The 24,961-nt window shown below is 34.7% G+C and carries 23 protein-coding genes, 4 tRNA genes and 1 pseudogene; 9 read left to right on the forward strand and 19 right to left on the reverse strand.

Going from position 1 to position 24,961, the window contains the following annotated elements; genetic code table 11:
- Positions 1–93, forward strand: a pseudogene (locus GYW75_RS11750) (IS5/IS1182 family transposase); the annotation flags it as partial.
- Between the two features lie 142 nt (positions 94–235).
- Here GYW75_RS11750 and rlmB read toward each other — a convergent pair.
- From rlmB to GYW75_RS11785, 7 genes are all read right to left on the reverse strand, one after another.
- The gene (rlmB, locus tag GYW75_RS11755; protein ID WP_065606670.1) at positions 236–997 is read right to left on the reverse strand and encodes a 23S rRNA (guanosine(2251)-2'-O)-methyltransferase RlmB; all 762 of its coding nucleotides are present in this window, start codon (positions 995–997) and stop codon (positions 236–238) included.
- A 78-nt stretch (positions 998–1,075) separates the two neighbouring features.
- Positions 1,076–3,511, reverse strand: a complete 2,436-nt coding sequence (gene rnr / locus GYW75_RS11760; RefSeq protein ID WP_174799469.1) for a ribonuclease R — start codon at positions 3,509–3,511, stop codon at positions 1,076–1,078.
- 422 nt (positions 3,512–3,933) lie between these two features.
- A complete protein-coding gene (locus GYW75_RS11765) occupies positions 3,934–4,875 on the reverse strand; it encodes a hypothetical protein (protein WP_238786482.1) in 942 nt (313 codons plus the stop codon).
- 929 nt (positions 4,876–5,804) lie between these two features.
- Positions 5,805–5,880: transfer RNA gene (locus tag GYW75_RS11770), tRNA-Gly, on the reverse strand.
- A gap of 72 nt (positions 5,881–5,952) precedes the next feature.
- Positions 5,953–6,222, reverse strand: coding sequence for a DUF1145 domain-containing protein (locus tag GYW75_RS11775; protein WP_085164689.1), 270 nt, complete (start codon positions 6,220–6,222; stop codon positions 5,953–5,955).
- Positions 6,222–6,785: a 16S rRNA (guanine(966)-N(2))-methyltransferase RsmD gene (gene rsmD, locus GYW75_RS11780; protein ID WP_085164687.1), complete on the reverse strand. Its 564-nt coding sequence runs from the start codon at positions 6,783–6,785 to the stop codon at positions 6,222–6,224. The genes GYW75_RS11775 and rsmD overlap by 1 nt, the downstream gene beginning before the upstream one ends.
- Positions 6,786–6,798: 13 nt before the next feature.
- The gene (locus GYW75_RS11785; protein ID WP_446719045.1) at positions 6,799–9,330 is read right to left on the reverse strand and encodes a penicillin-binding protein 1A; all 2,532 of its coding nucleotides are present in this window, start codon (positions 9,328–9,330) and stop codon (positions 6,799–6,801) included.
- A gap of 258 nt (positions 9,331–9,588) precedes the next feature.
- Between GYW75_RS11785 and GYW75_RS11790 the strand changes: the two genes are divergently transcribed.
- Positions 9,589–9,993: a protein YgfX gene (locus tag GYW75_RS11790; RefSeq protein WP_085164685.1), complete on the forward strand. Its 405-nt coding sequence runs from the start codon at positions 9,589–9,591 to the stop codon at positions 9,991–9,993.
- A gap of 47 nt (positions 9,994–10,040) precedes the next feature.
- Here GYW75_RS11790 and tusA read toward each other — a convergent pair whose 3' ends face one another.
- From tusA to GYW75_RS11820, 6 genes are all read right to left on the reverse strand, one after another.
- Entirely contained in the window at positions 10,041–10,277 is a 237-nt protein-coding gene (gene tusA, locus GYW75_RS11795) for a sulfurtransferase TusA (RefSeq protein WP_065589573.1), read from the reverse strand.
- Between the two features lie 9 nt (positions 10,278–10,286).
- The gene (locus GYW75_RS11800) at positions 10,287–11,093 is read right to left on the reverse strand and encodes a Cof-type HAD-IIB family hydrolase (RefSeq protein ID WP_065589572.1); all 807 of its coding nucleotides are present in this window, start codon (positions 11,091–11,093) and stop codon (positions 10,287–10,289) included.
- 108 nt (positions 11,094–11,201) lie between these two features.
- Positions 11,202–12,398 (reverse strand): secretin N-terminal domain-containing protein, encoded by a 1,197-nt coding sequence (locus GYW75_RS11805; RefSeq protein WP_081296831.1) that lies wholly within the window; start codon positions 12,396–12,398, stop codon positions 11,202–11,204.
- 133 nt (positions 12,399–12,531) lie between these two features.
- Positions 12,532–12,903, reverse strand: a complete 372-nt coding sequence (locus GYW75_RS11810; RefSeq protein WP_174799471.1) for a hypothetical protein — start codon at positions 12,901–12,903, stop codon at positions 12,532–12,534.
- Position 12,904: 1 nt separating this feature from the next.
- Complete coding sequence (locus GYW75_RS11815; RefSeq protein ID WP_174799472.1) at positions 12,905–13,372, reverse strand: hypothetical protein; 468 nt, start codon at positions 13,370–13,372, stop codon at positions 12,905–12,907.
- Complete coding sequence (locus GYW75_RS11820) at positions 13,362–14,312, reverse strand: PilN domain-containing protein (protein ID WP_174799473.1); 951 nt, start codon at positions 14,310–14,312, stop codon at positions 13,362–13,364. Before GYW75_RS11820 ends, GYW75_RS11815 begins: the two co-directional genes overlap by 11 nt.
- Before the next feature lie 203 nt (positions 14,313–14,515).
- Between GYW75_RS11820 and GYW75_RS11825 the strand changes: the two genes are divergently transcribed.
- The 5 genes from GYW75_RS11825 to GYW75_RS11845 all read left to right on the forward strand — a co-directional run bounded on the left by GYW75_RS11825 (position 14,516) and on the right by GYW75_RS11845 (position 16,953).
- Positions 14,516–14,591 (forward strand) — tRNA-Val (locus GYW75_RS11825).
- 35 nt (positions 14,592–14,626) lie between these two features.
- Positions 14,627–14,702 (forward strand) — tRNA-Val (locus GYW75_RS11830).
- 10 nt (positions 14,703–14,712) lie between these two features.
- Positions 14,713–14,788, forward strand: a tRNA-Lys gene (locus GYW75_RS11835).
- A gap of 445 nt (positions 14,789–15,233) precedes the next feature.
- Positions 15,234–15,839 (forward strand): tetratricopeptide repeat protein, encoded by a 606-nt coding sequence (locus tag GYW75_RS11840; RefSeq protein ID WP_065589568.1) that lies wholly within the window; start codon positions 15,234–15,236, stop codon positions 15,837–15,839.
- A gap of 160 nt (positions 15,840–15,999) precedes the next feature.
- Positions 16,000–16,953, forward strand: a complete 954-nt coding sequence (locus tag GYW75_RS11845; RefSeq protein ID WP_085164673.1) for a tetratricopeptide repeat protein — start codon at positions 16,000–16,002, stop codon at positions 16,951–16,953.
- Between the two features lie 177 nt (positions 16,954–17,130).
- Here the strand turns inward: GYW75_RS11845 and GYW75_RS11850 are convergent, their stop codons facing one another.
- From GYW75_RS11850 to GYW75_RS11870, 5 genes are all read right to left on the reverse strand, one after another.
- A complete protein-coding gene (locus GYW75_RS11850) occupies positions 17,131–17,757 on the reverse strand; it encodes a LysE/ArgO family amino acid transporter (protein WP_174799474.1) in 627 nt (208 codons plus the stop codon).
- Between the two features lie 83 nt (positions 17,758–17,840).
- Positions 17,841–19,190 carry an APC family permease gene (locus tag GYW75_RS11855; RefSeq protein WP_238786483.1) on the reverse strand — a complete coding sequence of 450 codons (1,350 nt, stop codon included), beginning with the start codon at positions 19,188–19,190 and terminating at the stop codon, positions 17,841–17,843.
- Between the two features lie 111 nt (positions 19,191–19,301).
- Complete coding sequence (locus GYW75_RS11860) at positions 19,302–19,721, reverse strand: OsmC family protein (RefSeq protein WP_065589564.1); 420 nt, start codon at positions 19,719–19,721, stop codon at positions 19,302–19,304.
- Positions 19,722–20,296: 575 nt separating this feature from the next.
- Positions 20,297–21,370 carry a lytic murein transglycosylase B gene (gene mltB / locus GYW75_RS11865; protein WP_065589563.1) on the reverse strand — a complete coding sequence of 358 codons (1,074 nt, stop codon included), beginning with the start codon at positions 21,368–21,370 and terminating at the stop codon, positions 20,297–20,299.
- 55 nt (positions 21,371–21,425) lie between these two features.
- Positions 21,426–22,415 carry a 2-hydroxyacid dehydrogenase gene (locus tag GYW75_RS11870; RefSeq protein ID WP_065589583.1) on the reverse strand — a complete coding sequence of 330 codons (990 nt, stop codon included), beginning with the start codon at positions 22,413–22,415 and terminating at the stop codon, positions 21,426–21,428.
- 282 nt (positions 22,416–22,697) lie between these two features.
- Here GYW75_RS11870 and GYW75_RS11875 point away from each other — a divergent pair, with 282 nt between their 5' ends.
- Both GYW75_RS11875 and GYW75_RS11880 read left to right on the forward strand, forming a co-directional pair.
- Entirely contained in the window at positions 22,698–23,960 is a 1,263-nt protein-coding gene (locus GYW75_RS11875) for an AmpG family muropeptide MFS transporter (protein WP_174799476.1), read from the forward strand.
- Positions 23,961–23,968: 8 nt separating this feature from the next.
- Entirely contained in the window at positions 23,969–24,640 is a 672-nt protein-coding gene (locus GYW75_RS11880) for an NAD(P)H-dependent oxidoreductase (RefSeq protein WP_075524141.1), read from the forward strand.
- A 62-nt stretch (positions 24,641–24,702) separates the two neighbouring features.
- Here GYW75_RS11880 and GYW75_RS11885 read toward each other — a convergent pair whose 3' ends face one another.
- The gene (locus tag GYW75_RS11885; protein ID WP_034909658.1) at positions 24,703–24,888 is read right to left on the reverse strand and encodes a hypothetical protein; all 186 of its coding nucleotides are present in this window, start codon (positions 24,886–24,888) and stop codon (positions 24,703–24,705) included.
- Positions 24,889–24,961: the final 73 nt, after the last annotated feature.

The raw sequence follows: 24,961 nt of genomic DNA on the forward strand, positions 1-24,961 counted from the left end.
TCAATATCAACTAGATACGATAAGTTAGAAAGGAATTATGCCAGTATGGTATCACTGGCATTTATGTTAATGTGGCTGCCAATGTATTGTTGAGTAATTTATGTACAGCAAAGATCAACAGTCCCTAATATATTTTTACGATTGTTTTAATTAACCGTATTAAAGTTCAACTAATCTATTGATTTAGTATGAAACTTAATCAGTTAGGTAACCAATACGGTTATAACCATCTAAATTAGGTTCTGATAGCTGATTTTTGCCGAACAATTTCAAATAAACAAACACCAGTTGCAACCGATACATTTAGTGATGACACAATTCCTGCCATTGGAATGCTCACCAATTCATCACAGTGTTCTTTGGTTAAACGACGCATACCTTCACCTTCAGCACCCATTACCAATGCAAGTGCGGTCTGTGTTGATGTTTTATAAAAGTTTGTTTGATAAAGCGCTCTATCCGCTTCTCCAGCGGTGCCCACAATCCAAACTTGGTACTCATCTTGCAGCATTCGCATTGTACGGGCTAAATTGGTCACCCTAACTACGGGCACGCTTTCAGCTGCGCCACAAGCAACTTTTTGTGCCGTTGAATTGAGCGGTGCAGAACGATCCTTTGGTACAATAATAAAATCGACACCAGCAGCATCAGCAGTTCTTATACAGGCACCTAAATTATGCGGATCAGTTACACCATCTAAAATTAAAATAACTGGATTTGGCTGTTGTTCCATGAGCAAAGGTATATCATTTTCTTGATAACCTCGATTCGGCGTAACCATGGCTAAAATACCTTGATGTACACCATTTTTAGATTTTTCATCTAACCATTGGCGATTAGCAACTTTAACTGGCAAACCAAGTTGCTCTAATTGACGCACAACAGCAAGAAGGCGTTTATCTTCACGCCCTTTAATAATAAATACTTCAATAATTCTTTCTGGCGAACGTGCTAATAATGCTTCAATGGCGTGTAGGCCATAAACTGTTTCACTCATTTATTTGTTACTCTTTTATTTTATTAACTATTTAATTTTATTAACTATTTATTTTTATTAACTATTTATTTTTATTAACTATTTATTTTTATTCGTTGATTTAGATTTACTACGTTTTTTACTTTTGGTTTTCACTTCAACTTTAGCACTTGCTTTCATGTTTGATTTAGCGCTTGATTTTACCTTTTTTTGGGTACTTGATTTAGTACTTGGCCTCGCACTACTTTTTTTACTGGTTGATTTTTTGCCTTTTCGTTTTATTGGTAAATCGGCAATTTGATCGTTTTTTACTTGTTTGGACTTATCTTTTGCCGTTTTACCCTGACGTTTTGGCTTATTATTACTGCCAACCAATGAAAAATCAATTTTACGTTCTTCTGGATTAACATTATCGACTTTCACTTGCACTTTATCGCCTAAACGATAAGTAAAACGTGTATTTTCACCAACTAGGCGATTGTGCGAGGCATCAAAAAAATAGTAATCATTTTCAAGCGATGACACATGCACTAAACCATCGATAAATAGATCGTCCAACCTCACAAAGAAACCAAAATTAACCACGCTTGAAATAGAGCCGTTAAATACTTCACCTACATGATCTTGCATGTAATCACACTTAAGCCAATCCACGACATCACGTACGGCCTCATCAGCTCGCCGTTCGGTCATTGAACAGTGTTCACCAAAGTAAAGCATTTCATTTGTATCATAACGATACCCCCCTGTTTTACTGGTTTTATGTTTTTCATCAGCTAAAATCCATTTGATAGCACGATGCAAAAGCAAATCAGGGTAACGGCGAATTGGTGAAGTAAAATGTGCATACTCCTCAAGTGCCAAACCAAAATGTCCTCGATTTTCTGGGTCATAAATAGCTTGTTTCATAGAGCGTAAAATCACGGTTTGCAACATATCATGATCAGGGCGTGTTTCAACCACTTTCATTAATTCGGCAATATCTTTAGGTTTAGGACTTGCACCACCACCAAGTGATAAACCAAGTTCACTTAATACACTGCGCAAGTTACTCATTCGATCTTCATCGGGTCTGTCATGTACGCGGAATAATGATGGCACTTGGGCACCAATCACTAATTTTGCCGCTGAAACATTGGCTAAAATCATACACTCTTCAATAATTTTATGTGCCACATTTCGCTGTGCCAGTTCAATACTTTCAATACGTTTATCGGCATTAAAAACAAATTTCGGCTCTTCTGATTCAAATCCTATCGCACCACGAATAACCCGTGCTTTATCAAGCACGTTATAAAGTCCATAAAGATTTTCAAGATGAGGGACTAATTCATGATAATATTCACGAAGTTCTTCATCACCATCTAAAATCTTAGCCACTTTAGTATACGTTAACCGAGCATGCGAGTTCATTACCGCTTCATAAAACTCAAACCCCGTTAAACGCCCTCTATTAGAGACGGTCATTTCGCAAACTAAACATAAGCGATCAACTTGCGGATTTAACGAACAAAGCCCATTAGATAATGCTTCTGGAAGCATTGGTACAACTCGTGAAGGGAAGTAAACCGATGTACCTCGTAAACAAGCTTCTTTATCTAACGCCTTACCTGGTCTAACATAATAACTCACATCTGCAATAGCCACCCATAACCGATAGCCACCACCACGATTTTTTTGGCAATAAACCGCATCATCAAAATCACGGGCATCTTCACCATCAATTGTTATCAAAGGTAATTGTCGCAAATCTCTTCGCCCTTTTTTAGCGCTTTCTGGAACTTGTTCGGTGAATTTGCTTACCTCTTTTTCAACAGCCTTTGGCAATTCATAAGGAATTTCGTGATTCCGCAGAGCAATATCAATCGCCAAATTAGTCCCCATTATTTCACCGAGCACTTCTTTTATAATGCCAACAGCTTTTTGACGGCGTTCAGGGCGTTGTTGTAACTCAACCACCACCACCGTTCCCATACGAACCGTGCGGCTAGGTTTACCCGCAATTAAAATATCAAAGTTTAAACGGCTATCATCAGGGACAACAAAACCAACACCTTGCTCAATAAAATACCGCCCAACAATTTGATTATTGCGTGGCTCTAAAATTCGCACAACACGAGCTTCCATTTTTCCGCGATATTTAGTTCCCATTGGCTGAGCTAAGATTATATCGCCTTGTAAAACTTTTTTCATTTGCTCTGGTGATATGAAATAATCTTCAGTACTTCCTTCAACGCGTAAAAAACCAAATCCATCACGATGCGCAATCACACTGCCTTTAACCATATCAAATTTTTCAGGCAAGGCATAACATTTACGGCGTGTAAAAACTACTTGTCCATCACGCTCCATTGCGCGCAAACGACGATGCAATGCCACTTTTTGCTCTTCATTTTTAATATCAACAGCTTGAGCAATTTTTTCTAAACTAGCAGGCTTTGCTTCTTGTTTAAGGTAATCTAAAATAAGCTCTCGACTGGCAATTGGGGAATCATACTTCTCGGCTTCGCGGTCAAAAAAAGGATCTTTTATCATAAGGAATATCCTGTGACTAATATTAACTGTAGCATAACACAGAGTCGTATAACTTAAAATGAAGATTCAATTTATAACCAAGAATCAAAATCTATAAAATAATTTATAAAAACATAAAAAACATCTAAATCTGCATCAAAATAACGTATTGAGCCTTAATGGCACTGCTAAAGAATCATAATTCAGTAGATAATTGTTTTACAATACTACATAAATCGTATTATGTTGATTTATATTAATGATAATTTTTAAATCAATATTATGAAAATAGTTATAGAGATGTTTGGTTTAGGGCATTTTGTTTTTGCCAAATAAAACGTCCTAAACCTCACTAGGTTAGAATAAGTCATAACTCTCAGTTATTTACACCATAAGCCCCCTTTCGTCTCAAGATCTAAAGATTAAGTACCAAACGCTAAAAGCTAAGGTATGGTGCAAACACCATAGGCGGGTCCATCGCCGAGTATAACATCGCCATCGGACGTGCTGACATGGAGCTTGCTACTAGCTGAGCCGTCACTCGTCATGCTGTTCTCGGAGAAACCTGAATCAGCGTAGATGCCTACCGAACCCCACTCCGTAAAAAATCCAGCGCCTATGTGACGCCTGTAACCATTCCAATCAGACGACGGCATGGCGCTATTTATGCCATTTATACATGGGAAAAAACCCATAGCCCCTCTTACACCACACTTCGCATTGGTTAAATCCCTTACCCTCGGCATGCGGTAACCCAAACTATCACACCATGCTGAATAGTCACTATAATTTCTCCATGTATGCCCCCGACTGACGAACCACTGCCTCAACACAAATCCATATTTTACTACCTCATTATTAGTTTTAATGTCTCTACCCACTAACTCAAACGTCTGCGGTAACTTTGGCTTAGCAATTGGGTTAGGATGAGGATTGTACCATTGATTTCTTGCCTCTGGACCTATTAACTTAACACGGGCGACAACTTGTCCCTTGTCTTCATAAGGAATCCAGTAATCATTAGGTACAACATTTGTCACTGTTGCAGTAATTCCCCCCAAAGTAACGGGTGCCCATGTCAATTCATTTACATCTATTCCTGTTATGAGTAAATCAAAATATAAATTATGCGCACCTGTAGTCGGAAAATTTAGGCTGTATGATTCAGGATTGGTAGATTGAACTAAAAAGCCCTTATTAGGATTCCATATGTCAGCTGGGCCTGCATATCGGTCATCATAAATATTAGATAGATACGGCCTTACATAATTGATAACTGCCGACGGTATTATTATTGCATCACTACGATTACCTGCTCGAACCTTTTTACCATTTGCCTGTACATCCCATGACGATGACAATAGTAACAGTGCTAATACTAGCAAAGCTGTTTTAGGTGATTTGAGCAATAATTTCGATAATAATTTGAGAGATAATTTGGAAAGTATAAATGAGCTTAGTGTAAAAACTCGTCGAATAAGATTATTTGATAAATTTAAGACATAGGTTTGCCAGTGCTGGTGTCTGGTGTCTGGTGTCTAAAATGATAATGCATTACGTTTCTCGTGTCAAGTAATATTTTGTTTTATTTGAATTTTTATAATTATTCGCTTATTTAATAAGCTTGTTTTCCTACAGCGATAAAAGTATAACCATTTATAAAATAGTTGGCTAGTTTTTTGGCGGACTTTTTTGTAAAGAAATGTAAAGATAAAACAATTCGACTTTATAGATAGGTTAATTTTATAATTAAAATATGGTGTTAGCTTTATAGCTTTTGAATTTTGTCGGAATAACTGATATTGGTGGTAACGTTTAATTTAAGAATTTTGAGCGTAACATCTTACAACTCACATGAGATACAAAATATGAACTACGGTACCCAACGCTCTCGCTCTTAACCATCGGTATGATTTACTCGAATCATTATGATATTCGCCTTTTTTAAGCCTATTTGCTTTGCTAAAAAGTGCCAAGTTGTTCCTGATAAATTGGCATCCCTAACAAAGCACAAACTCACCAAACAGTCCTATTTGGCGTGCTGCCCTCAGTCTATCAGCAAAGCACTCCGACACAGTTAAAAGATAGGTGGATTGACCTTGCCGTGTTGTGTGTTTTCTCTAAAATATCTCAGGTAGACCATTGATTTTATTGAAGTTTTTTATTTTACTTAATTTAAGTAATTATTAGCTAATTTCTGTTTTTATTACAATGTTTTTGCTGTGTTTTTTGTGCCTTGCACACAACTAATCACTTTCGTTAGTTAACACACTATGGGATATAAATTTACTTTTATACTAAATAGATATTTTATTGGAGCGGGAAACGAGGTTCGAACTCGCGACCCCGACCTTGGCAAGGTCGTGCTCTACCAACTGAGCTATTCCCGCTTATTGAGGTGCTTCGTAAGAAGTGGTGAGCATTATACAAAAATTTTTGTATCTCGCAACCTCTTTTTATTATTATTTTTTGTCTTTCAAACTATCTTTCCAACTAAGTGATTCAAAAACACCAAATAAAAATAACCGTAACACTTTAAATTTGTCTTGTTGTTTTTCTTGTTTGGTCATGGTTGAGTTTAACATCCAAGCTTGTAAGCCATGAGTAACAGTAAAGGCGATTAAGCCAATATTGGCAACAACATTTGCCGGTTTTGGATATGGGTGGATTAAGTTAAATAATAAAAATAACCACATTAATGAGTATAAAGTTTTACCAATAAAGATGAACATTAATTATCTTCTCGTATAAATAGATAGCTGTGAACTTGCCCTGCAATTTTTTCACGATGTAAGCGCCAGTTAGTTGGAATATAAGTTGTTAGATCATGCTGTATTTCTGTTTCAATATAAATATAAGCCAACGGTTTTAGCCAGTTGTTATTTTCAAGTTCGTTAACCGTTTTTGCGACTAATGATTGATGAAATGGCGGATCGATAAATACAATATCAAACTGTTTTACTGCTGGCCTGTTTAGCCATTGTAAAGTATCAGTATGATAAATGTCGATTGCGTTGCTAGCAATAATCTGTTTATTTTTGCTAAGTAGCTGTGCTACTTGTTTATCTTTTTCGAGCAAAGTAACACTTTGGGCTCCTCTTGATACTGCTTCAAAACCTAATGAGCCACTACCCGAAAAGCAGTCCAAACAATCACTATCATGTATAACTGGCATTAACCAGTTATATAGAGTTTCTTTGATTCGATCGGTGGTTGGGCGTAATCCTTGTTTGTCTAGTACCGACAATTTACGCCCACGCCATTTTCCGCCAATAATTCTTATTGAACCATTCATGCTAAATCCTTTATTAGAATAGTTCTGAAGTATTACCTTCTGAATCTGTTACTTTCGTGCCCACCTCTTGGGTCGCATAAGTCGTTGGTTCGGTACCTTTTATAAAGTACTCTGACATTGTTTTAGATCCAGATTGAGGTAATAGACCTGTTTTTTGATCAATAGTAACAGAAATAACATTTGCAGGTTTTACATCTTCTATTACTGGTACATCTTTTAGGGCAACTTTCATATAATCAACCCATATTGGGTTTGCGGTTACAGCCCCTGCTTCAGCTCGGACAGTTCGCCCCAAGTCACGGCGATGATCATCAAATCCCATCCAAACAGTAGTTACAATATTGCCACCAAATCCAGAAAACCAAACGTCTTTAGATGAGTTAGTTGTCCCAGTTTTACCTCCGACATCTTTTCTACCCAATGCTTTTACACGCCATGCAGTACCTTGCCAATCTGAACCACCAAATACGATGGATCGAAGACCATCTTTCATAATAAATGCAATACCACTATTTACCGTATGCGGTGCGTATTTTGGTGTTACATCAGTGACTTTATTTTCAGTATCAATATCAGGTAAAATTATATTATCATCTGCTTTTAGATTTTCTTGCTCTGGCTCTTCATTACCTAATTCGGTTGATTCATTTTCAACATTATCAAGTGATACTGGTGTGGCCCCTACAATGACGTCATCGTCAGTACAATTGTGACAAGCAATTAAAGGTTGATGCTGATAAATTAGACCTTCACCATCATTTTCCTCAATTTTTTCAATTAAATATGGTGATATTAAATAACCGCCATTAGTGATCACCGAATAAGCTCTTGCCACTTGCAATGGCGTAAATGATGCCGAACCTAAAGCTAACGATTCATTATAAGAAATATTTTCTTTAGGAAATCCAAAACGCTCTAAATAAGTCGCAGCATAATCTATACCAACTGCACGCAATGCTCTTACCATCATTACATTTTTAGACATTCCTAGGCCAATTCTTAAACGTAAAGGTCCTGCATAGGTAGGTGGTGAGTTTTTAGGACGCCATGTAGCACTACCCGCAGAACGAACAATTGGTGCATCATTAAGAAGCGTAGCCATTGTTAAACCTTGCTCTAATGTTGAGGTATAAATAAATGGTTTAATATTCGAGCCTAATTGCCTTAGTGCTTGTGTTGCTCGATTAAATTTACTCAAATTAAAATCATAACCACCAACAATCGCTTTGATTGCACCATTGTCTGAATCAAGTGATACTAGCGCAGCGTTAACAGCTGGAATTTGTGATAATTCCCAATTATCATCAGTTTTTTTGACCCAAATTAACTGTCCTGCCTTGATGGTGTCAGAGACTTTTCTTGGGTAAGCGCCTTGTCTTGTATCGCTAATAAATGGACGCGCCCATTTCATGTTTTGATATGCAATAGTAATATTACTTTTATCAGATAATACCGCTGTTGCTTCTTTATCTGAAGATGTCATGACCACCGCTGGGCATATTCCGCCATAGCACATGTATTTATTAAGAGTTTGCTGGATTTGTTCAGAATTCCATGGTGCTTCGTCTGGTTGCCATAATACTTTTTCAGCACCACGATAACCATGTCTGGTATCATACTCAATAATATGCTTTTGCACTGTTTCTGTTGCAGCTATTTGATCGGTTTTTGAGATAGTTGTATAGACTTTATAGCCATCTGTGTAGGCATTTTCGCCAAATTTGTCGTACATAAATTGACGTGCCATTTCGGCAACATAAGGCGCCGAAAACTCAATTTGTGGTGAGTGGTAGCTAGCGCCTAACGGTTTTTTAATCGCTTCGTCATATTCTGCTTGAGTAATATAGGATTGATCTAGCATTCGTCCTAGTACCCAATTGCGTCTAGTCAATGCTCGTTCTGGATGTGAAATTGGGTTGTAAGCTGATGGTGCATTTGGTAAACCAGCTAATAAAGCCGCTTCATCAACAGTTAACTGTTCAGGTGTTTTACCAAAAAAAGTATAAGATGCAGCAGCAACACCATATGCCCTCGATCCGAAGTTAATCATGTTAAGGTATAGTGCCATGATTTCTTCTTTTGATAACTCTTTTTCCATACGGATAGCCAAAATCATTTCTTTGACTTTACGCGCTATACTTTTTTCAGGTGTTAAGAAAAAGTTCTTAGCGACTTGTTGCGTAATTGTACTGCCACCTTGAGAAAATCCTTTTTGCTTTAAGCCAATATACATCGCTCGAGCAATACCAACTGGATCGATGCCAAAATGTTCATAAAAACGAGCATCTTCAGTTGCAATGACCGCATTAATAACTATTGGAGGAATTTCATCATATTTCAGAGGGGTTCTACGCCGTTCACCAAAAATGGCAATTAATTCACCATCTTTGCTTAATACTTGCATTGGTGTTTGAAGTCGAACATCTTTTAATGTAGTGACATCAGGAAGATCCTTTGAATAATGAGCATAACCTGCAATACCAATAATTAAGCCACAAAGAAATAAGCCAACGAATAATTTTAGAATAATTTTTAACACTCTAATTAATATCACAAATCTTTCCTATTCTAAATTTTAAGGCAAAAATAATGGCACGAGAGTTCTCTCTGCGCCAAATTTAGTAACACTATCTTCAGTTCTGGATCTTCACATTGACATTAAAAGAAAAAGTCTATGGTTGATCGCTCGTTTATTAAAACACACAAAAATTATGCGCATTATCTCCCATATTTGTCTTTATTTTAAGTAATTTTTTGCAAAAGAATGAAATAATCCTAATTTAACTAAAGTAAAGAATGAATTATGTGGAGCATAAAACTTAGCATATCAAAGATACAATTACTGATTTCAACTCTTTTTTACTCAGTGTTAATCGCACTTTGTTTAGTTATGTTTGCTAACACATACTTAAATTGTTATACCTTTGTTATTATTCTATTATTAATAATAGAATGGTGGCACAGTCTACGTTATTTCAAAACTATTAAAGACGAATTTGCGCTATTTCACTGTATCAATCAAATATACTGGCACAAACAACGTTGGTACTTAATGCATAGACCGTTGATATTTCGTTATATCATTATTTTAAACTTAAAATCACGACATAATGGCAAACGCTGTACGCTATTATTAATGGTTGATAATCTTCAACCTAATGATTGGCGTACATTACGTTTTTACTTAAAGCAAATCGAATTAAATTGACACAAACACCTACTTTCCTGAAACTTTTTGCCATAAAAATCGTTACACTAATGGGATTTTTTGATCCAATACTGATAAGGTTGAGATTCTATTTGCAATGACAGTAATTGATGATCCATATGGCGGCAAAAGCTAGGTACATCACGAGTAGTTGCAAAATCATCAGCGATCACATAAAGAACTTGTCCTATAGATAGTTCTCGGATCGCTTTTCTAATTAACATAATAGGTTCAGGACAACGCAATCCAAGCGTGTTGAGTTCTTTGTCAATAGTTATATTCATATTTAATAATTATAAAAACAGTTTACTTAGATAATGTGGTACAGCATCTTGAGCGTTAGAGCCAATAACCTCTAACTCAGGCAATAATGATTTTAATTCCGAGCTTCCGTTTTGCATTATACAACCTTTACCTGCGGCTTTTAACATTTCGTAGTCATTCATGCCATCACCAAAAGCGATACTATCTTTTAAACTGTAACCTAATTTTTCTACCACTTTTTTTAGTGCACTACCCTTAGACACATTTTCGGCCATCACTTCAAGGCAATTTAAGGTTGAAAAAGCAATGCTAAGTTTGTCACCAAATTTTGCATCAAGTCGATTCTTTAATTGGACTAAATGCGGGTAAAGTGCATTATCCGTTGTCGTAAAATAAATTTTAGCAACATCGCTAGTGTCAAAATTAAGTGGATTAAATAATTGATAAGTAAAATCTGTGTCTCGAAAGAATTCTAATGAATATGTATCTTCCTTATTAATTAACCAATGATCACCACGATATACATGAGTATAAATTAAAGGATCATCCATACTCATTTTAGCTATTTCACTAGCAAGCGATGGGGAAATACTTTGGCTAAAAACTAGATTACCTTCGCTATCATGCACCCTAGCACCATTTGCTGTTATCATAAAGGCGTCAATTTCCATGTTTTCACGCATTTGAGCGACATCAATGTGGTGTCTGCCAGTTGCAAAAACAAAGTGAATGCCTTTTTTACGTAACGCTTGAAGGACTTGCTTGGTATAAGGTGATAAGCTATGTTCAGGAGTTAATAAAGTACCGTCTAAATCAGAAGCAACAACATGCATAATATTCTCTACTTTTATAATTAATGGTAATAATAATATACTTTAAAACAATATTTACTTATCAAAGCAACTGCTAAAACAAGTTAAAGTATGATACAACTCCGTTAACATTTACTCAACCAATTGCGGTGTAATAAAAATAACCAACTCTCGTTTTTGCTGTTTTTTTCTATTATATTTAAATATATTTCCAATAATGGGCACATCGCCCGCACCAGGTACTTTTTGTTGCCCATTGGTGTTAAGCTGTTGAAAAATACCACCTAAAACTACTGTTTCGCCATTCTTTATTTGAACTTGTGTTTTGATCTCTTGTGTATCAATAGCTATTGCCTCACCACCATCACTACGTTTTATTGAGCGACCAGCCGTATTTTGCGTAATGTATAAGTCTAAAATCATCCTATCATCTGTTAGTACTTTCGGTGTGACCTCTAGCCCTAACACCGCAGGCTTAAATTCAATAGATGTTGCACCATTACTACCACTAGAAACCTCGTAAGGAATTTCAGTACCTTGTTTTATCGACGCCATATTTTGATTGGCTGTTAACAAATTTGGGCTGGCTATAATTTCAAGTTGATTTTCAGATTCGAGCGCTGATAACTCTAAATTAAGTAAATGACCAGATATTTTAGCCAAATTAAAACCTACAGTTGTGGTGGGATAACTAGCTCCAAGCCCCACATCGAACTTATCTAATAATTGCGATGATTTTCCTGAATATCCCCATTTTATACCCAGCTCTGACATGCTCTCCTCATTCATAGTAACAATATGCGCTGAAATATGAACTTGAGGCATTGGTTTATCCAGTGTTTTAACTAATTTTTGGATATTAGCAAATTGTTTAGCTAAATCGGTAATGATAAGCGAATTTGTCCGCTTATCGAGCGTAATCTTGCCCCGTTCTGATAATAATCCTTGTTGTTGAATTGTTTCAATTAAGGTGGCTGGGTCTGCATGATTAACAGCTATAGGCAAAGAATTAAGTGGTTGGTTTAATTCTTTTTCTCTTTGTTCAGATTGCTGTTTTTTCAATAAAACTTCTGGTTCTATCGCTTTAGATACGAACAAAATATTATCGTCAATTTCGGCTTGTAAATTTGCCGAATCTAATATGATCTTTAGCGCTTTGTGCCAATCAACGTTGTTGAGTTTAATGGTTTGCTTAATTGGTATATCTTCGGTCATGACTAAATTCATCTGCTGATTATCGGCTAAAGCTTGTAAGATAATTGCAATGTCGGTTTGGTAGAATGTCATTGAGATATTTTGTTGCGAATCGACATTTACTGATTGCTTCATATTTGCGTAAGTTGTATTTATGATCATTGTTACAAATATAAAAATTATTACAGCTAACAAACTTATTATTGCTTTAATCAATCTGCAAATACATTGTTCTAGCCATTGATGCTTTTGATTCTTACTATTGTTATTATTCATTTAGCGACATTGTCCATGATACAGTACTATGGCAATAATCAGGCAAATCGGCCTGCCACGTTATTTTATCGTTTAATAAAGATTGCAAACGCCAAGGAAACAAAACGTTAGGCACCACATCATCGGTTATTGCTAACCATTGATTTTTAGATGTTAACCAAATTTGCTGATAATTCTGATCAATTTGATTCATGCTTCCCCTAAAATGCCAAACTTGAATTTGTTCAAGCAGTAACGTCGTTTGCTCACTACAAGAAACTGAGTAATTTTGTTGAAAAGGATCTCGTTCTAAAGACACATCGGCCTTTAGTTCAAAACAGATAACAATTAATAAACTAATAAATTGATAGATATAACGTTTCACTTTATGCCTTTTTAAATAAGAGCGTAAACATGATCTGTAACTGCTGTTCTTGCTTGCTGATTTTTAGATTCTGAAAATCAAGATAATAAAAATCATCCGTTAATGATGAAATTAAAGCCATAAAATCAAAAAATTGCCCTTCTAATTCAATATCCCAATTAACCGTATTGTCAGTTTGATAATGTTTAAAGGAACTTAGTGTTAGATGATTTTGTTCAATAGCCAACGCTAATTCTTTTTCAGATATCAAACTATATAAACTATTTTTACTTGCCTGATAACGCCTTACTTTTGCCTGTAACAATTCAATTTCAGTAATCTTTTGCTGATATAACTCGGCCTTTAGCTCAGCTTGTTGCTGGCCTTCTTTAATAAAAAGTTGATAAACAATAACAAAAAATGCTAAACAACATAAAATACACAATGCGTACTGTTGCCAAACTGGGCGATAGAAAAAATCACTGTTCATTAAGTTCCATTTCCATTTCAAAAAATAAATTATTCTTATTGGTCGATACGGTCTTTATTTGACTTTTAGCGATATTTTTTAGCATTAACAAATTTTGGTTAAAATGAGTAAGTTCGACATAACTAAAGCTTTGCCCTTCTATCGCTACTTTTTTAGGTTCATAATAGAAAGAATCAAGCCAAATTACTGAAGGTAACTGCGCTGAAAGCAATAATAAGGATTGCTGAATTTGTTTTTGGCTTAATGATGGATTAGGCAAATAATTAACTAATTCTTCAGTTAATTTTTGTACTATCTTTTGCTGGTGTAGTAATTTTTCATCATAAGTTTGTAAATCATTTTTAGCGTGTACCCACAAATAACAGAGCAAACAACTTATTATGCCCATAAATCCAACAACCACGCCTGTCAATTGTCGTTGATGTTTTGTTTGTTTCTCTTGCCGCCAAGGTAAAAAATTAACTTTATTATTTTCAAATCGACAACCTACAAAAGTTAATAGTCGTTGATGCTTTTTAAAAAGATTGATCCAATTTTCAATATAATGACGTTCAACTATCATCACTGTAATTTGTTTTGTATGTTCAGTTGAATAAACAAAATCAAAAAATACACTTTTAGCCGACACTTGAAATAATTTATAAATGTTAGCTTCAACATATAAACTCAATTCATTTAAATTTAGCTTTACATCAGGTAAGGTTAATTGTTGTATTTGAATTAAATTGATATCCAAATTAAGTTCAAATACCGCACGCTCAGAAATTTTTTTTAGTAACTCATCAATAAAAATATCTATATCATTTTCATTTTGATAATTAAATATAATCAGATCTTCGCTAGTGGCTGTTGTAGCATTTCGCTTAACTGAATTTTCAATCCTATAGCGTAAAATTGTAGGTTCGACGTAAATAATGACGCTACTTTTATTAAAAATCATGATGGATTATCTTCTTGTTTCTGATAATAGCATCACTTAATCATAATCATCTTTTCCTAAATAAAAACTGACAAAAGCGATTTTTGCGAACTATCACCCAAAAAATGTTTAAAATTAAATCGAACGAAGTAGATTTTAGAGAATTTTAAAAAAAAAGGTTGACTGTAATAAGTCGTGCCTTATAATGCACATCCACACGGTAAGGGTGATTAGCTCAGTTGGGAGAGCACCTCCCTTACAAGGAGGGGGTCACTGGTTCGAACCCGGTATCACCCACCAATCTTTACCGTGATGTTTCAGTAATGAAACACTTGGGGTGATTAGCTCAGTTGGGAGAGCACCTCCCTTACAAGGAGGGGGTCACTGGTTCGAACCCGGTATCACCCACCATCTTTAAGATGGGTCGTTAGCTCAGTCGGTAGAGCAGCGGACTTTTAATCCGTTGGTCGAGCGTTCGAATCGCTCACGACCCACCATTTTATTGAATAATTCCTAAATAAATCCAATCAATCTAATTAAGTAAAAAAAAGCAATGAGAACGGATAGCGTTCGACAAATTTGTCTGGAACAAATTTGAACAACACGCAGTGTTGGCCCCGAAGGGGTGAGGCACACGATGTGCCGAATAATCGCTCACGACCCACCATTTTATTAAACAATTTCTGAATAAGTCCAATCAATCTAATATTAAGTAAAAAAAGCGATGAGAACGATAGCGTTCGACAAATTTTTCTGGAACAAATTTGAACAACATGCAGTGTTGGCCCGAAGGGGTGAGGCACACGATGTGCCGAATAATTGCTCACGACCCACCATTTCATGACATCAATATTTAATTAATAAACAACTTATTTAATTACGCTATACTAAACAGATAAATACGATAGAATAATTAAGTTATTTAATTTATAAGGAAGTTGTATGCTAAAGTTTTTTGCAAAACTATCATTAGTTTTATGTTTTAGTATTGCTGTTAATGCTGATCAACAAACATTATTTGATTTTAATGAAGAATATCAAAAAGCAACAGAACAAAAAGATGCAGAGGCGCAATACCATGTAGGTCTTATGTACGCTGATGGCTCATATACTAAAAAACGGCAATTTAAAGGTTTCGAATATGGTTTTGATGAGCAATTAAAAGCACAACCTGATTATATTAAAGCAAAAGAGTGGTTTGAAAAGGCTGCCAATCAAGGTCATATCGCAGCTCAACACAGTTTAGCCTTATTGTATTATAATGGACAAGGAACAAAACAAAACTATTCTAAGGGAATTGAGTGGGATACAAAAGCAGCTAAAAAAGGAGATGCCGTTGCTCAATATACATTAGCAACACTCTATTACAATGGTACAGGGGTTAAAAAGAACTATTTTAAAGCTAAACAATGGTTTGCTAAGGCCGCTGAACAAAACTATTCCGATGCTAAAGATCACTTAAATGTTGTAACAAAAAAGGTTAATGCCATTGTAGCCAAACAACAGGCCAAGAAAAAGCAAGCTAGTAATAACGATTGCGGTTGTTAATAATTAATCTGTTACACCAAAATGGAAAAATATCAAAAGATATCTATACATTAAATCATTGCTTTCAATAGACTTATCAAAATAAGCACAAATAGTTTTGCAAACAAGTTAAAAACATTCTTTAATAAGAAATTTGGGCCCAAAATAAAGAGGCAGTTAAATGAAAAAAATACTATTAATAATATACTTATTTGTAAATACGCCTATTTTTGCAACACAAAATATAGAATATAACTTTGATGTTGAATATAAAAAAGCAACAGAACAAAATAGTGCCGAAGCACAAAACCGGTTAGGTTATATGTACCAGTACGGTCTTAACGTTAAACAAGATTATGCTAAAGCTATTGAATGGTACCAAAAATCGGCTAATCAAAATTACGCCGATGCACAAGTAAGTTTAGGCTACATGTACAATTATGGTCTCGGCGTGAAGAAAAATTTGCTTAAAGCAAAGCAGTTTTATGCAAAAGCAGCCTCAAGCGGTTATGCTTTAGGTCTATTTAATCTAGGGGCACTTTACGAATTTGCAGAAAAAAAACATTATCTAAAAGGAATTGAACAAAATTCAGATAATAATACTATTAGCCAAGACTATGTTAAGGCAAAATATTTTTACGAAAAAGCTGTACAACTAGGCAATAAAGAGGCTCAAAACAATCTGGGTAGATTTTATTATATTGGAATTGTTGTCAAAAAAAACTATACCAAAGCTAGAGAACTATATGAACAAGCAGCTAAGCAAGGCAATATATATGCTCTGCATAATTTAGCAAATATGTATTACAATGGATTAGGTGGATTAAAAAAAGATTTTGCCAAAGGTGTAGAATTAGACACTCAATCTGCACAAAGAGGAAATCCTGAAGCACAATATAGCTTAGGTTGGTTATATTATAATGGCTCATGGTTTGAAAAAAATTATACAGAAGCTAGAAGATGGTTTCAGTTTGCCGCTGAACAAAATCATGCCGATGCACAATACAATTTAGGTATTATCTATCAACAAGGATTGGGAGTGGCAATAAATACCTATACTGCAAAATATTACTTTCAACAAGCTTGCCAAAACAACCATCAAGAAGCATGTAAACATGTCAAGAAACTTCTTTAATAAAAATATAATATTGGCAATGGGAAATAACTAAATGGCACTATAAAAGGTATTCAAACTGCTAAGCATTACTTTTAAACAATATTGTAAAAATAATATATATCAAGCTTGTCAAGAATAACCTAACACAATTCCCAAATAATAATTATTAGTTCAACGTTTTGGTTATGTATGTGCTTAATGCATATCAAATACATACATAACTAAACAATAGGCAATATAGAACATTACAGCACCAACTATACAGTCCAATATTACCCACATTCTTTTCTTTCTAAATAGCGGTATGAGTAATTTTGCTCCGTAACCAAGACTAAAAAACCATATGAATGAAACACTGACGGCACCAACCAAAAATGCAAATTTTTGTTCATTAGTTAACGTGCCAGCAATTCCACCCACAATAACAACAGTATCCAAATAGACATGAGGATTAAGTAAAGTAACAGCCAAAGTTGCCAATACAACTTTTAATGAGTTGTTATTGTTAAGAGATTGAGATTCTATTTGTATGCTACTTGTGCCTTTAATTGCACTTTTAAACGCACAAAAACCATACCAAATTAAAAAAATCGCCCCAGAGATTGCTAAAATATTAGTAATTAAAGAATTGCTACGAATAAAAGTACCTAGCCCAAAAATCCCTATTGACATTAAAGCAAAATCACAAATAAAACAAATTGCCGACACATAAAAGATATGATTTTTTAATAATCCTTGCTTGAGTACAAATAAATTTTGAGCACCAATAGCAATAATTAAACTAGCCGAAATGAAAGCACCACGTAATATTTCCAATAGCATTTAGTTATAACACCAGAATAAAGATAAGAAAATTTATTATATAATCTAAATGCTATAAGTTTATAACAAACGTATTGAATTTGTTATTTGTTATTTTTCTCTAACCACAATAGTTTGGTTTTATTTTTGTTTAAATAGAGAATGATCATTCCAATAGCTAACCAAATAATACCGACCATTTTTGCATCGTTATCAATATGTAATAATACAGGTAATAGCACTACAATACCTATAATAGGCATAAAGACGTCTAGAAACCACGAAAACCATCCTTTTGAGCCTTTTTTAAACTTAAAATAGCCAATTACAGATAAATGTAACATGATAAATGCAGTTAATGCTCCAATATCAACAAATGAAACTAAAGTTGGCAACCCTTTAGCATTATTAGCAGCAATAACAACTAAACATAAATTAAATAGCGCTGCAAATATAATAGCCATTGTCGGTACACCACTTTTTTTTCCTACTTTTGCAAAAAATGAAGGTAAACGTTTGTCACGCCCCATACTGAATAAAAGACGACTTGCTGCGGCTTGTCCAACCATTGCTGCAAATGATGCACCAATAGCTTTCATTAAACCTAGTGCCCACCCTAACCACAGATTAATTTCTTGATTAACAATATGATAGTAAACTTTACCTTGTAGTTCTGGATGACTACGCAAATATTCAGGGGTATAAGGGTTAAGTAAGCTACCGACATAAATTTGTAGCACAAATAAACACCCAGCTAAAATTAAACAACATATAATCGCTTTACTAACTAAATTATGAGGTCCGCCATTTTCTTCTGAAAAAGTAGCAATAGCGTCAAATCCCAAATAAGATAGTACAGCAATAGACACTGCATTAAATAGATTACTCCAACTGAATAAATCACCACCAATAAAAGGTTGTAACCAATCTCTGTTACTACCATTAGTGGCTATTATCCAAATACCAACAGATAACACAGCAAGTAATATAATAATTTCAAATATCAAGATGATTAACGTAATTTTAGTCGATTTTCTAACACCAACTAAATTCAGCGTAGTAGTTAACATAACAGCTAAACATGTCCATACCCATATTGGTACTTCGGGAATCAATGCATTGAACGATATACCGCTAAATAAGTACGCAACCGCAGGGATAAACATATAATCAAGTAACAGCAACCAGCCTACTAAAAACCCAGCACTAGGATGAATACCAATAGAACAATAAGCATAAACAGCTCCCGCATGCGGTAAAGCGTTTGCCATTCTGGCATAAGAAAGCGCGGTAAATGCCATTACAAAAGTTGCTATGATATAAACCAAAGCAACTGCACCATCACTTATCGCATCTAAAACACCAAATAATCCTACAGGTGCTGCTGGACCAATAAAAAGCAATCCCAGAATAACCAAATCCCGGAATCGCATATTTTTATTTAACTGTTGCATAATCATTCTCTAGCGCAATTATCAGTAATGATGAAATATTAAATGATTAATCCGCAACGTGCTAAGATCAGCTTGTTATTAGGTTATAATTATTTGTTATAAGAACATACTTTAGTGATATTCTTTAACCTCATAGGTATAAGACATTTTCGCTGTTTTACCAAGCATGATAGAGGCACTGCAATATTTTTCTGATGCAAGTTTTACTGCCGTTTCGACTGCTTCGTTATCAATATTAATACCCGTAATGACAATATGAAAATTAATTGACGTATACACTTTAGGGGAGGATTCTGCTTGAGTTTTATCAATATCTATCCAAAGATCACGAACATCTTTTTTTTTATTTTTTAAAATTGCAATAATATCATAAGCCATACAACCAGCTGCACCATGCAACAAAAGCTCCATAGGACGAGCTCCACGATTACGCCCGCCATGTTCAATACCGCCATCCATCACTAGCGAATGCCCACTTGCAGTTTCACCTAAAAAACCAAATTCATCAATCCACTTTAAACGATCTTTCATAATTATCTCCTTTAAATTTATCTTTAACCTTCTTATTAGTTACAAATTTATTAAATAACATAATCGTTTTTAACCACGCTGTCATCATTTTGATTATTACTTTATTGATCAAATATGACAATGTTAGTGAACTTTTTACTAAGAGAATCATTAAGATCTTTTAAATTATTCAGGTAAAATCACTGTATTATTTGCAATAAAATATTAGCAATATGTAATTAAAATCAATGTTTTCATTTTAATTTTTGCTTAACAAATAATTATATAGATTGGGTTACCCTACTCTAAGGATTGAATATGATTTTTAAGTTTATTATCTTCCTTTTGATAAGATCCTTGGCTAGATTATTAGCTAGTATTTTGGTGGTGACGTATTAGTTATTATGCTAGCAAGCATCTCGATGGCTAAAGTAGGTGCACAACTTGCACAAAAATTATCGATTAAAAAATTAATTAAATTCTTTGGTATATTTTATTATTGCTTGCAACGAAATTAATCATTTTTTAAACATCATTAATAAATAAAAAGGCCGCAAAAGCGACCTTATCAGTTTTGATGCAATACCATTAAATGACTATCTTGCTTCTTTAACTGCAAGTCCTAATTGCCAAACGGCCATTGCATAATGAGTGCTGTGGTTATAACGGGTGATAGTATAAAAGTTTGGTAATCCATACCAGTATTGGTAACGATCGCCCATATCAAGACGCAATAAACTTACCTGCGTATGTCCTTCTAATGAGCTTTGTGGTTTTAACCCTGCTTTTGCTAATGTTTCAATGGAGTATTTAGTACTAAAACCAGTATCAAGTGATAGTGCTTGGCCATCAGCCATTACAGCCACTTTTTTACCACGTTGCCAACCGTATGATTTAAAATAGCTTGCCACACTACCAATAGCATCAACAGGATCCCATAAATCAATATGCCCATCATGATTAAAATCAACAGCGTGACGTCTAAATGCTGATGGCATAAATTGACCATATCCCATAGCACCAGCAAATGATCCACTCAAATCAAAGGGATCAACCCCCTCATCTCGGCACATAACTAAAAAATCTTCTAATTCGTCAGAAAAATATTTCGCACGTCTTGGATAGTAAAAGGCAAGAGTTGACAAGGCATCAATGATTTTAGTTTTTCCCATCACTCTACCCCAACCTGTTTCGACGCCAATAATGCCAACAATAATTTCGGGTGGCACACCATATTCATTATAAGCACGCTGTAATTCTTTTTGGTATTGATTCCAAAATTCAACACCACGAGGAAGGTTACTTGGTGTAATAAATTTATTTTTATATCGAATCCAAGCACCATTTGGTGCCGTTGGCGAGGTTGCTTTTGGTGCTTGTTTATCCATTAAATTAATTACCCAATCGAGCTTATTAGCTTGAGCAAGCACATTACGGAGTTGTTGACGATTAAAACCATGCTTACTAACCATTCTATCAATAAATTTTTCTTTATCTATGTCTAGTGACGCACTAGCGGTTTTAGATTGATTGTGCTCTTTTTCGAGATAGACACCGCCTTTAACATTTGCATGTCCACGGTGTTCTTTCATGGGAGATGTTGAAGATTTATTACTACTACAAGCTACAAGCAATAAAATTGTACTAATAAAAATGGCAATACGCTGCATAAAAAATCCATATTTTAAGTAATTAAAAATCGACAACATCATAAAATATTTATTGTTATTTAACAATATTTGGGCATGATTCTCCTGCCGAAACTTGTTTAATATTGTTTAACGTCGTATCAGAAATATTTAACAATGCTTCTTGTGTTAAAAAGGCTTGGTGCCCCGTAAAAATAACATTATGGCAGGAAGATAAACGACGGAACACATCATCTAAAATAACATCATTAGATTTGTCTTCAAAAAAGAGATCACGTTCGTTTTCATAAACATCCATGCCTAAAGCACCAATTTTTGTTTTCTTTAATGCATCAATAGCTGCGGTTGCATCAAGTAATGCGCCACGACTAGTATTGATAATCATCACGCCGTCTTTCATTTTTTGGAAAGAATCTTTATTCAATAAATGATAATTTTCAGGGGTCATAGGGCAATGTAACGTAATCACATCAGATTTTGCATATAACTCATCTAACTCAACATATTGCGCTCCTAATTCAACTGCAACATCATTAGGATAAGGATCATAGGCAAGAATATGCATACCAAAACCTTTCAAAATGCGGATAATCGCTTGACCAATTTTGCCCGTACCAATAACACCAGCAGTACGATTGTGCATATTAAATCCAGTTAATCCATCTAACGAAAAGTTAGCATCACGAGTACGCTGATAGGCTTTATGCGTTCTTCTATTTAACGTCATCATTAAAGCCACTGCATGTTCTGCAACTGCTTCTGGTGAATAAGCTGGCACACGAACCACCGTGATACCTAACTTTTCAGCTTCAGTTAAATCAACATTATCAAACCCAGCGCAACGAAGCGCTAAAATCTTAATGCCATAACTTGCTAATTTTTTTAGTACTTTTCTATCTACTTCGTCATTAACAAATGCACAAACTGCGTCATAACCTTGGGCGGTAACCACTGTTTTACAGCTAAGTTTATGTTCATAATATTCGATATCAAAGCCATATTTTTTATTAGCGATTTCTAAATGTTCTTTATCATAATGTTTACTACTAAAAACAGCCACTTTAATTGAACTTTTCATATTACTACACCCCTTTTAAATGGTAGTTTGTTAATCTCTTAATTAATTATTGACATTAATTTTATACTGAAACACATAGTTACCTGAAACTTTTTAACAAAAAATAGCTAAAATAATGAATCTCTAACTTTCAAAAAGTCATTGCGCATAACTTTCTTATATTGAAAACATGACTTTGGATAAAACGGTCAATCTTGGCTTGCTGAATTATTTTTTATATGTTGTGTGCTATGATAACACTTTGCCAAAAACTAACAATAAAGTTAAATAATGAATAGCTCGCAGAATTCACTTTTAAAAACCATTTTTACGACCAAGATGCTAATCTGCATTTTTACAGGTTTTGCTTCTGGTCTTCCTTTTTATTTATTATTACAACTGTTACCTGCATGGTTAGAAAGTGATGGTATTAATATCAAAACAATTGGAGCCTTTTCATTAACGCAAATTCCCTATATTTTTAAATTTATCTGGTCACCATTGATGGATAACATTTCGCTCTTTAATTTAGGGAGACGACGTGGTTGGATGCTTGGGTCCCAAATAACACTTATATTTTCTATCGCAATATTAGGATTTTTTTCACCTTCATTGAATATTTGGTTAATAGCAACCATTTGCTTTATTATTGCACTATTTTCAGCTACACAAGATATTGCTCTTGATGCCTTTAGACGAGAGTTATTGCTTGATAAAGAATTAGGACTTGGTAATAGTATTCATACCAATGCTTATCGCATTGCAGGTTTAGTGCCAGGTTCATTATCACTAATATTATCAAATACCTTGCCTTGGAATAGTGTTTTTATCATCACTGCATTATTTATGCTGCCTGCTATCATTATGACGTTACTAGTAAAAGAACCAATTAACCAATCGCCCCAAAATCATACTTTTGAAGATATCATCATTAAGCCATTTAGTGAATTTATTACTCGAAATGGACTTAAAACAGCCATATGGGTTTTAACATTTATCTTTTTATATAAATTAGGTGATAGCATGGCTACATCCTTAGCCACGCCTTTCTACTTACAAATGGGCTATAGTCGCCCCGACATTGGTTGGATTGCCAAAAATGCTTCTTTATGGCCAAGTGTGTTTGGAGCATTAATGGGTGGCATTTTGATGATCAAAATAGGCATAAACCGAGCATTATGGTCTTTTGGTGTTGTCCAAGTTATATCAATTTTAGGATTTATTTGGCTTTCGATAGAAGGACCTTTTACTACAATAGGAATATTTCAAAAAACGTTATTAGCCATAGTGATAGGGATTGAATCACTTGGTGTCGGTCTTGGTTCGGCTGCTTTTGTAGCGTTTATTGCTAAAACAACTAATCCACTTTATACCGCTACACAATTTGCTTTATTTACCAGCATTGCTTCAGTGCCAAGAACTCTAATTAATGCATCTACCGGTTTTATGGTTGAACACTTAGGATGGACAAACTTTTTTTGGTTATGTTTTATTCTTGCCTTTCCCGGTATGTTATTATTGTTAAAAGTTGCCCCGTGGAATAGCCAATCTTAGGAGAAAATATGGACAAACTAACCCAAGCATTCGACTTTAGACATGCATGTAAAAAATTTGATAATACCAAAAAAATTAGTGATGATGATATTAAATATATTTTAGAAGCGGGTCGTCAATCTCCTTCATCATTTGGCATGGAGCCATGGCATTTTGTGGTTGTTGATAGTCACAAGATAAAAGTTGAATTACGTAATGTTTGCTATAACCAAGAACAAGTTACCAGCTGTTCACATTTTGTAATTGTACTTTACCGCAAAGCCAATAATTTTACGTTACAGAGCGATTATTTACGACAAACAATTGCACGCACCTTACCTGATCCCAATAACCAAACCGATATTGATATTGCCTGTCAAGGATTTATCAATTTTTGCGAACAAGGCTTAGCCGACGGTTTAACCATCAACCACTGGTCAGAAATGCAAGACTATATCGCTAGTGCCAATATGATGACTGCAGCGGCATTTCGTGGTATTGATTCATGTGCTATTGGTGGATTCGATCATGATAAAGTCATAAAGATCCTAGAAAAATATATTCCACAATTTGGTGGCGACTCATTCGGGATAGGACTTTGCTTAGCTTTTGGTTATCGAATTAATGAACCAACAGCGCATATTCGTTGGCCACTTTCAGACTTAACAACGTATCTATCTGATAACAGCGAAACGAATTAAACAATAGGCACCTTCAATCACAAAATGGTAATTGAAGGTGTTGATAAAAATAGATAACTTAATTATTCAATTGATTGATAAAGTGCTTCCGCTTCAGATGAAGCTGAATCCATAATAAAGGCAATTCCAGATAAAATATTCCCAATCTGTGGATCGGTAATATTTTGTTGTACTGAGTTTAAAATCTCTTGAGCCCAATTAATTTTTGTAAGTACAGCTTCGACACTTTCTTTTGAAGGATTACTCATCTTCTCTCCTACTGTTAGGATGTTAACTAAACCAATAATCAAAAATATCTTATTAAATAATAAAAAATTTGAG

It is taken from the genome of Gilliamella sp. ESL0232 (genome assembly GCF_013346885.1).
Classification (GTDB): domain Bacteria; phylum Pseudomonadota; class Gammaproteobacteria; order Enterobacterales; family Orbaceae; genus Gilliamella; species Gilliamella bombi.

Excerpts from the sequence above, each read along its gene's own strand:
- rlmB (WP_065606670.1), bottom strand. The coding sequence starts at position 997 with ATGAGTGAAACAGTTTATGGCCTACACGCCATTGAAGCATTATTAGCA.
- rnr (WP_174799469.1), bottom strand. The coding sequence starts at position 3,511 with ATGATAAAAGATCCTTTTTTTGACCGCGAAGCCGAGAAGTATGATTCC.
- GYW75_RS11775 (WP_085164689.1), bottom strand. The coding sequence starts at position 6,222 with ATGTTCATCTTTATTGGTAAAACTTTATACTCATTAATGTGGTTATTT.
- rsmD (WP_085164687.1), bottom strand. The coding sequence starts at position 6,785 with ATGAATGGTTCAATAAGAATTATTGGCGGAAAATGGCGTGGGCGTAAA.
- GYW75_RS11790 (WP_085164685.1), top strand. The coding sequence starts at position 9,589 with ATGTGGAGCATAAAACTTAGCATATCAAAGATACAATTACTGATTTCA.
- tusA (WP_065589573.1), bottom strand. The coding sequence starts at position 10,277 with ATGAATATAACTATTGACAAAGAACTCAACACGCTTGGATTGCGTTGT.
- GYW75_RS11805 (WP_081296831.1), bottom strand. The coding sequence starts at position 12,398 with ATGAAGCAATCAGTAAATGTCGATTCGCAACAAAATATCTCAATGACA.
- GYW75_RS11815 (WP_174799472.1), bottom strand. The coding sequence starts at position 13,372 with ATGAACAGTGATTTTTTCTATCGCCCAGTTTGGCAACAGTACGCATTG.
- GYW75_RS11820 (WP_174799473.1), bottom strand. The coding sequence starts at position 14,312 with ATGATTTTTAATAAAAGTAGCGTCATTATTTACGTCGAACCTACAATT.
- GYW75_RS11840 (WP_065589568.1), top strand. The coding sequence starts at position 15,234 with ATGCTAAAGTTTTTTGCAAAACTATCATTAGTTTTATGTTTTAGTATT.
- GYW75_RS11845 (WP_085164673.1), top strand. The coding sequence starts at position 16,000 with ATGAAAAAAATACTATTAATAATATACTTATTTGTAAATACGCCTATT.
- GYW75_RS11850 (WP_174799474.1), bottom strand. The coding sequence starts at position 17,757 with ATGCTATTGGAAATATTACGTGGTGCTTTCATTTCGGCTAGTTTAATT.
- GYW75_RS11855 (WP_238786483.1), bottom strand. The coding sequence starts at position 19,190 with ATGCAACAGTTAAATAAAAATATGCGATTCCGGGATTTGGTTATTCTG.
- GYW75_RS11860 (WP_065589564.1), bottom strand. The coding sequence starts at position 19,721 with ATGAAAGATCGTTTAAAGTGGATTGATGAATTTGGTTTTTTAGGTGAA.
- mltB (WP_065589563.1), bottom strand. The coding sequence starts at position 21,370 with ATGCAGCGTATTGCCATTTTTATTAGTACAATTTTATTGCTTGTAGCT.
- GYW75_RS11875 (WP_174799476.1), top strand. The coding sequence starts at position 22,698 with ATGAATAGCTCGCAGAATTCACTTTTAAAAACCATTTTTACGACCAAG.
- GYW75_RS11880 (WP_075524141.1), top strand. The coding sequence starts at position 23,969 with ATGGACAAACTAACCCAAGCATTCGACTTTAGACATGCATGTAAAAAA.
- GYW75_RS11885 (WP_034909658.1), bottom strand. The coding sequence starts at position 24,888 with ATGAGTAATCCTTCAAAAGAAAGTGTCGAAGCTGTACTTACAAAAATT.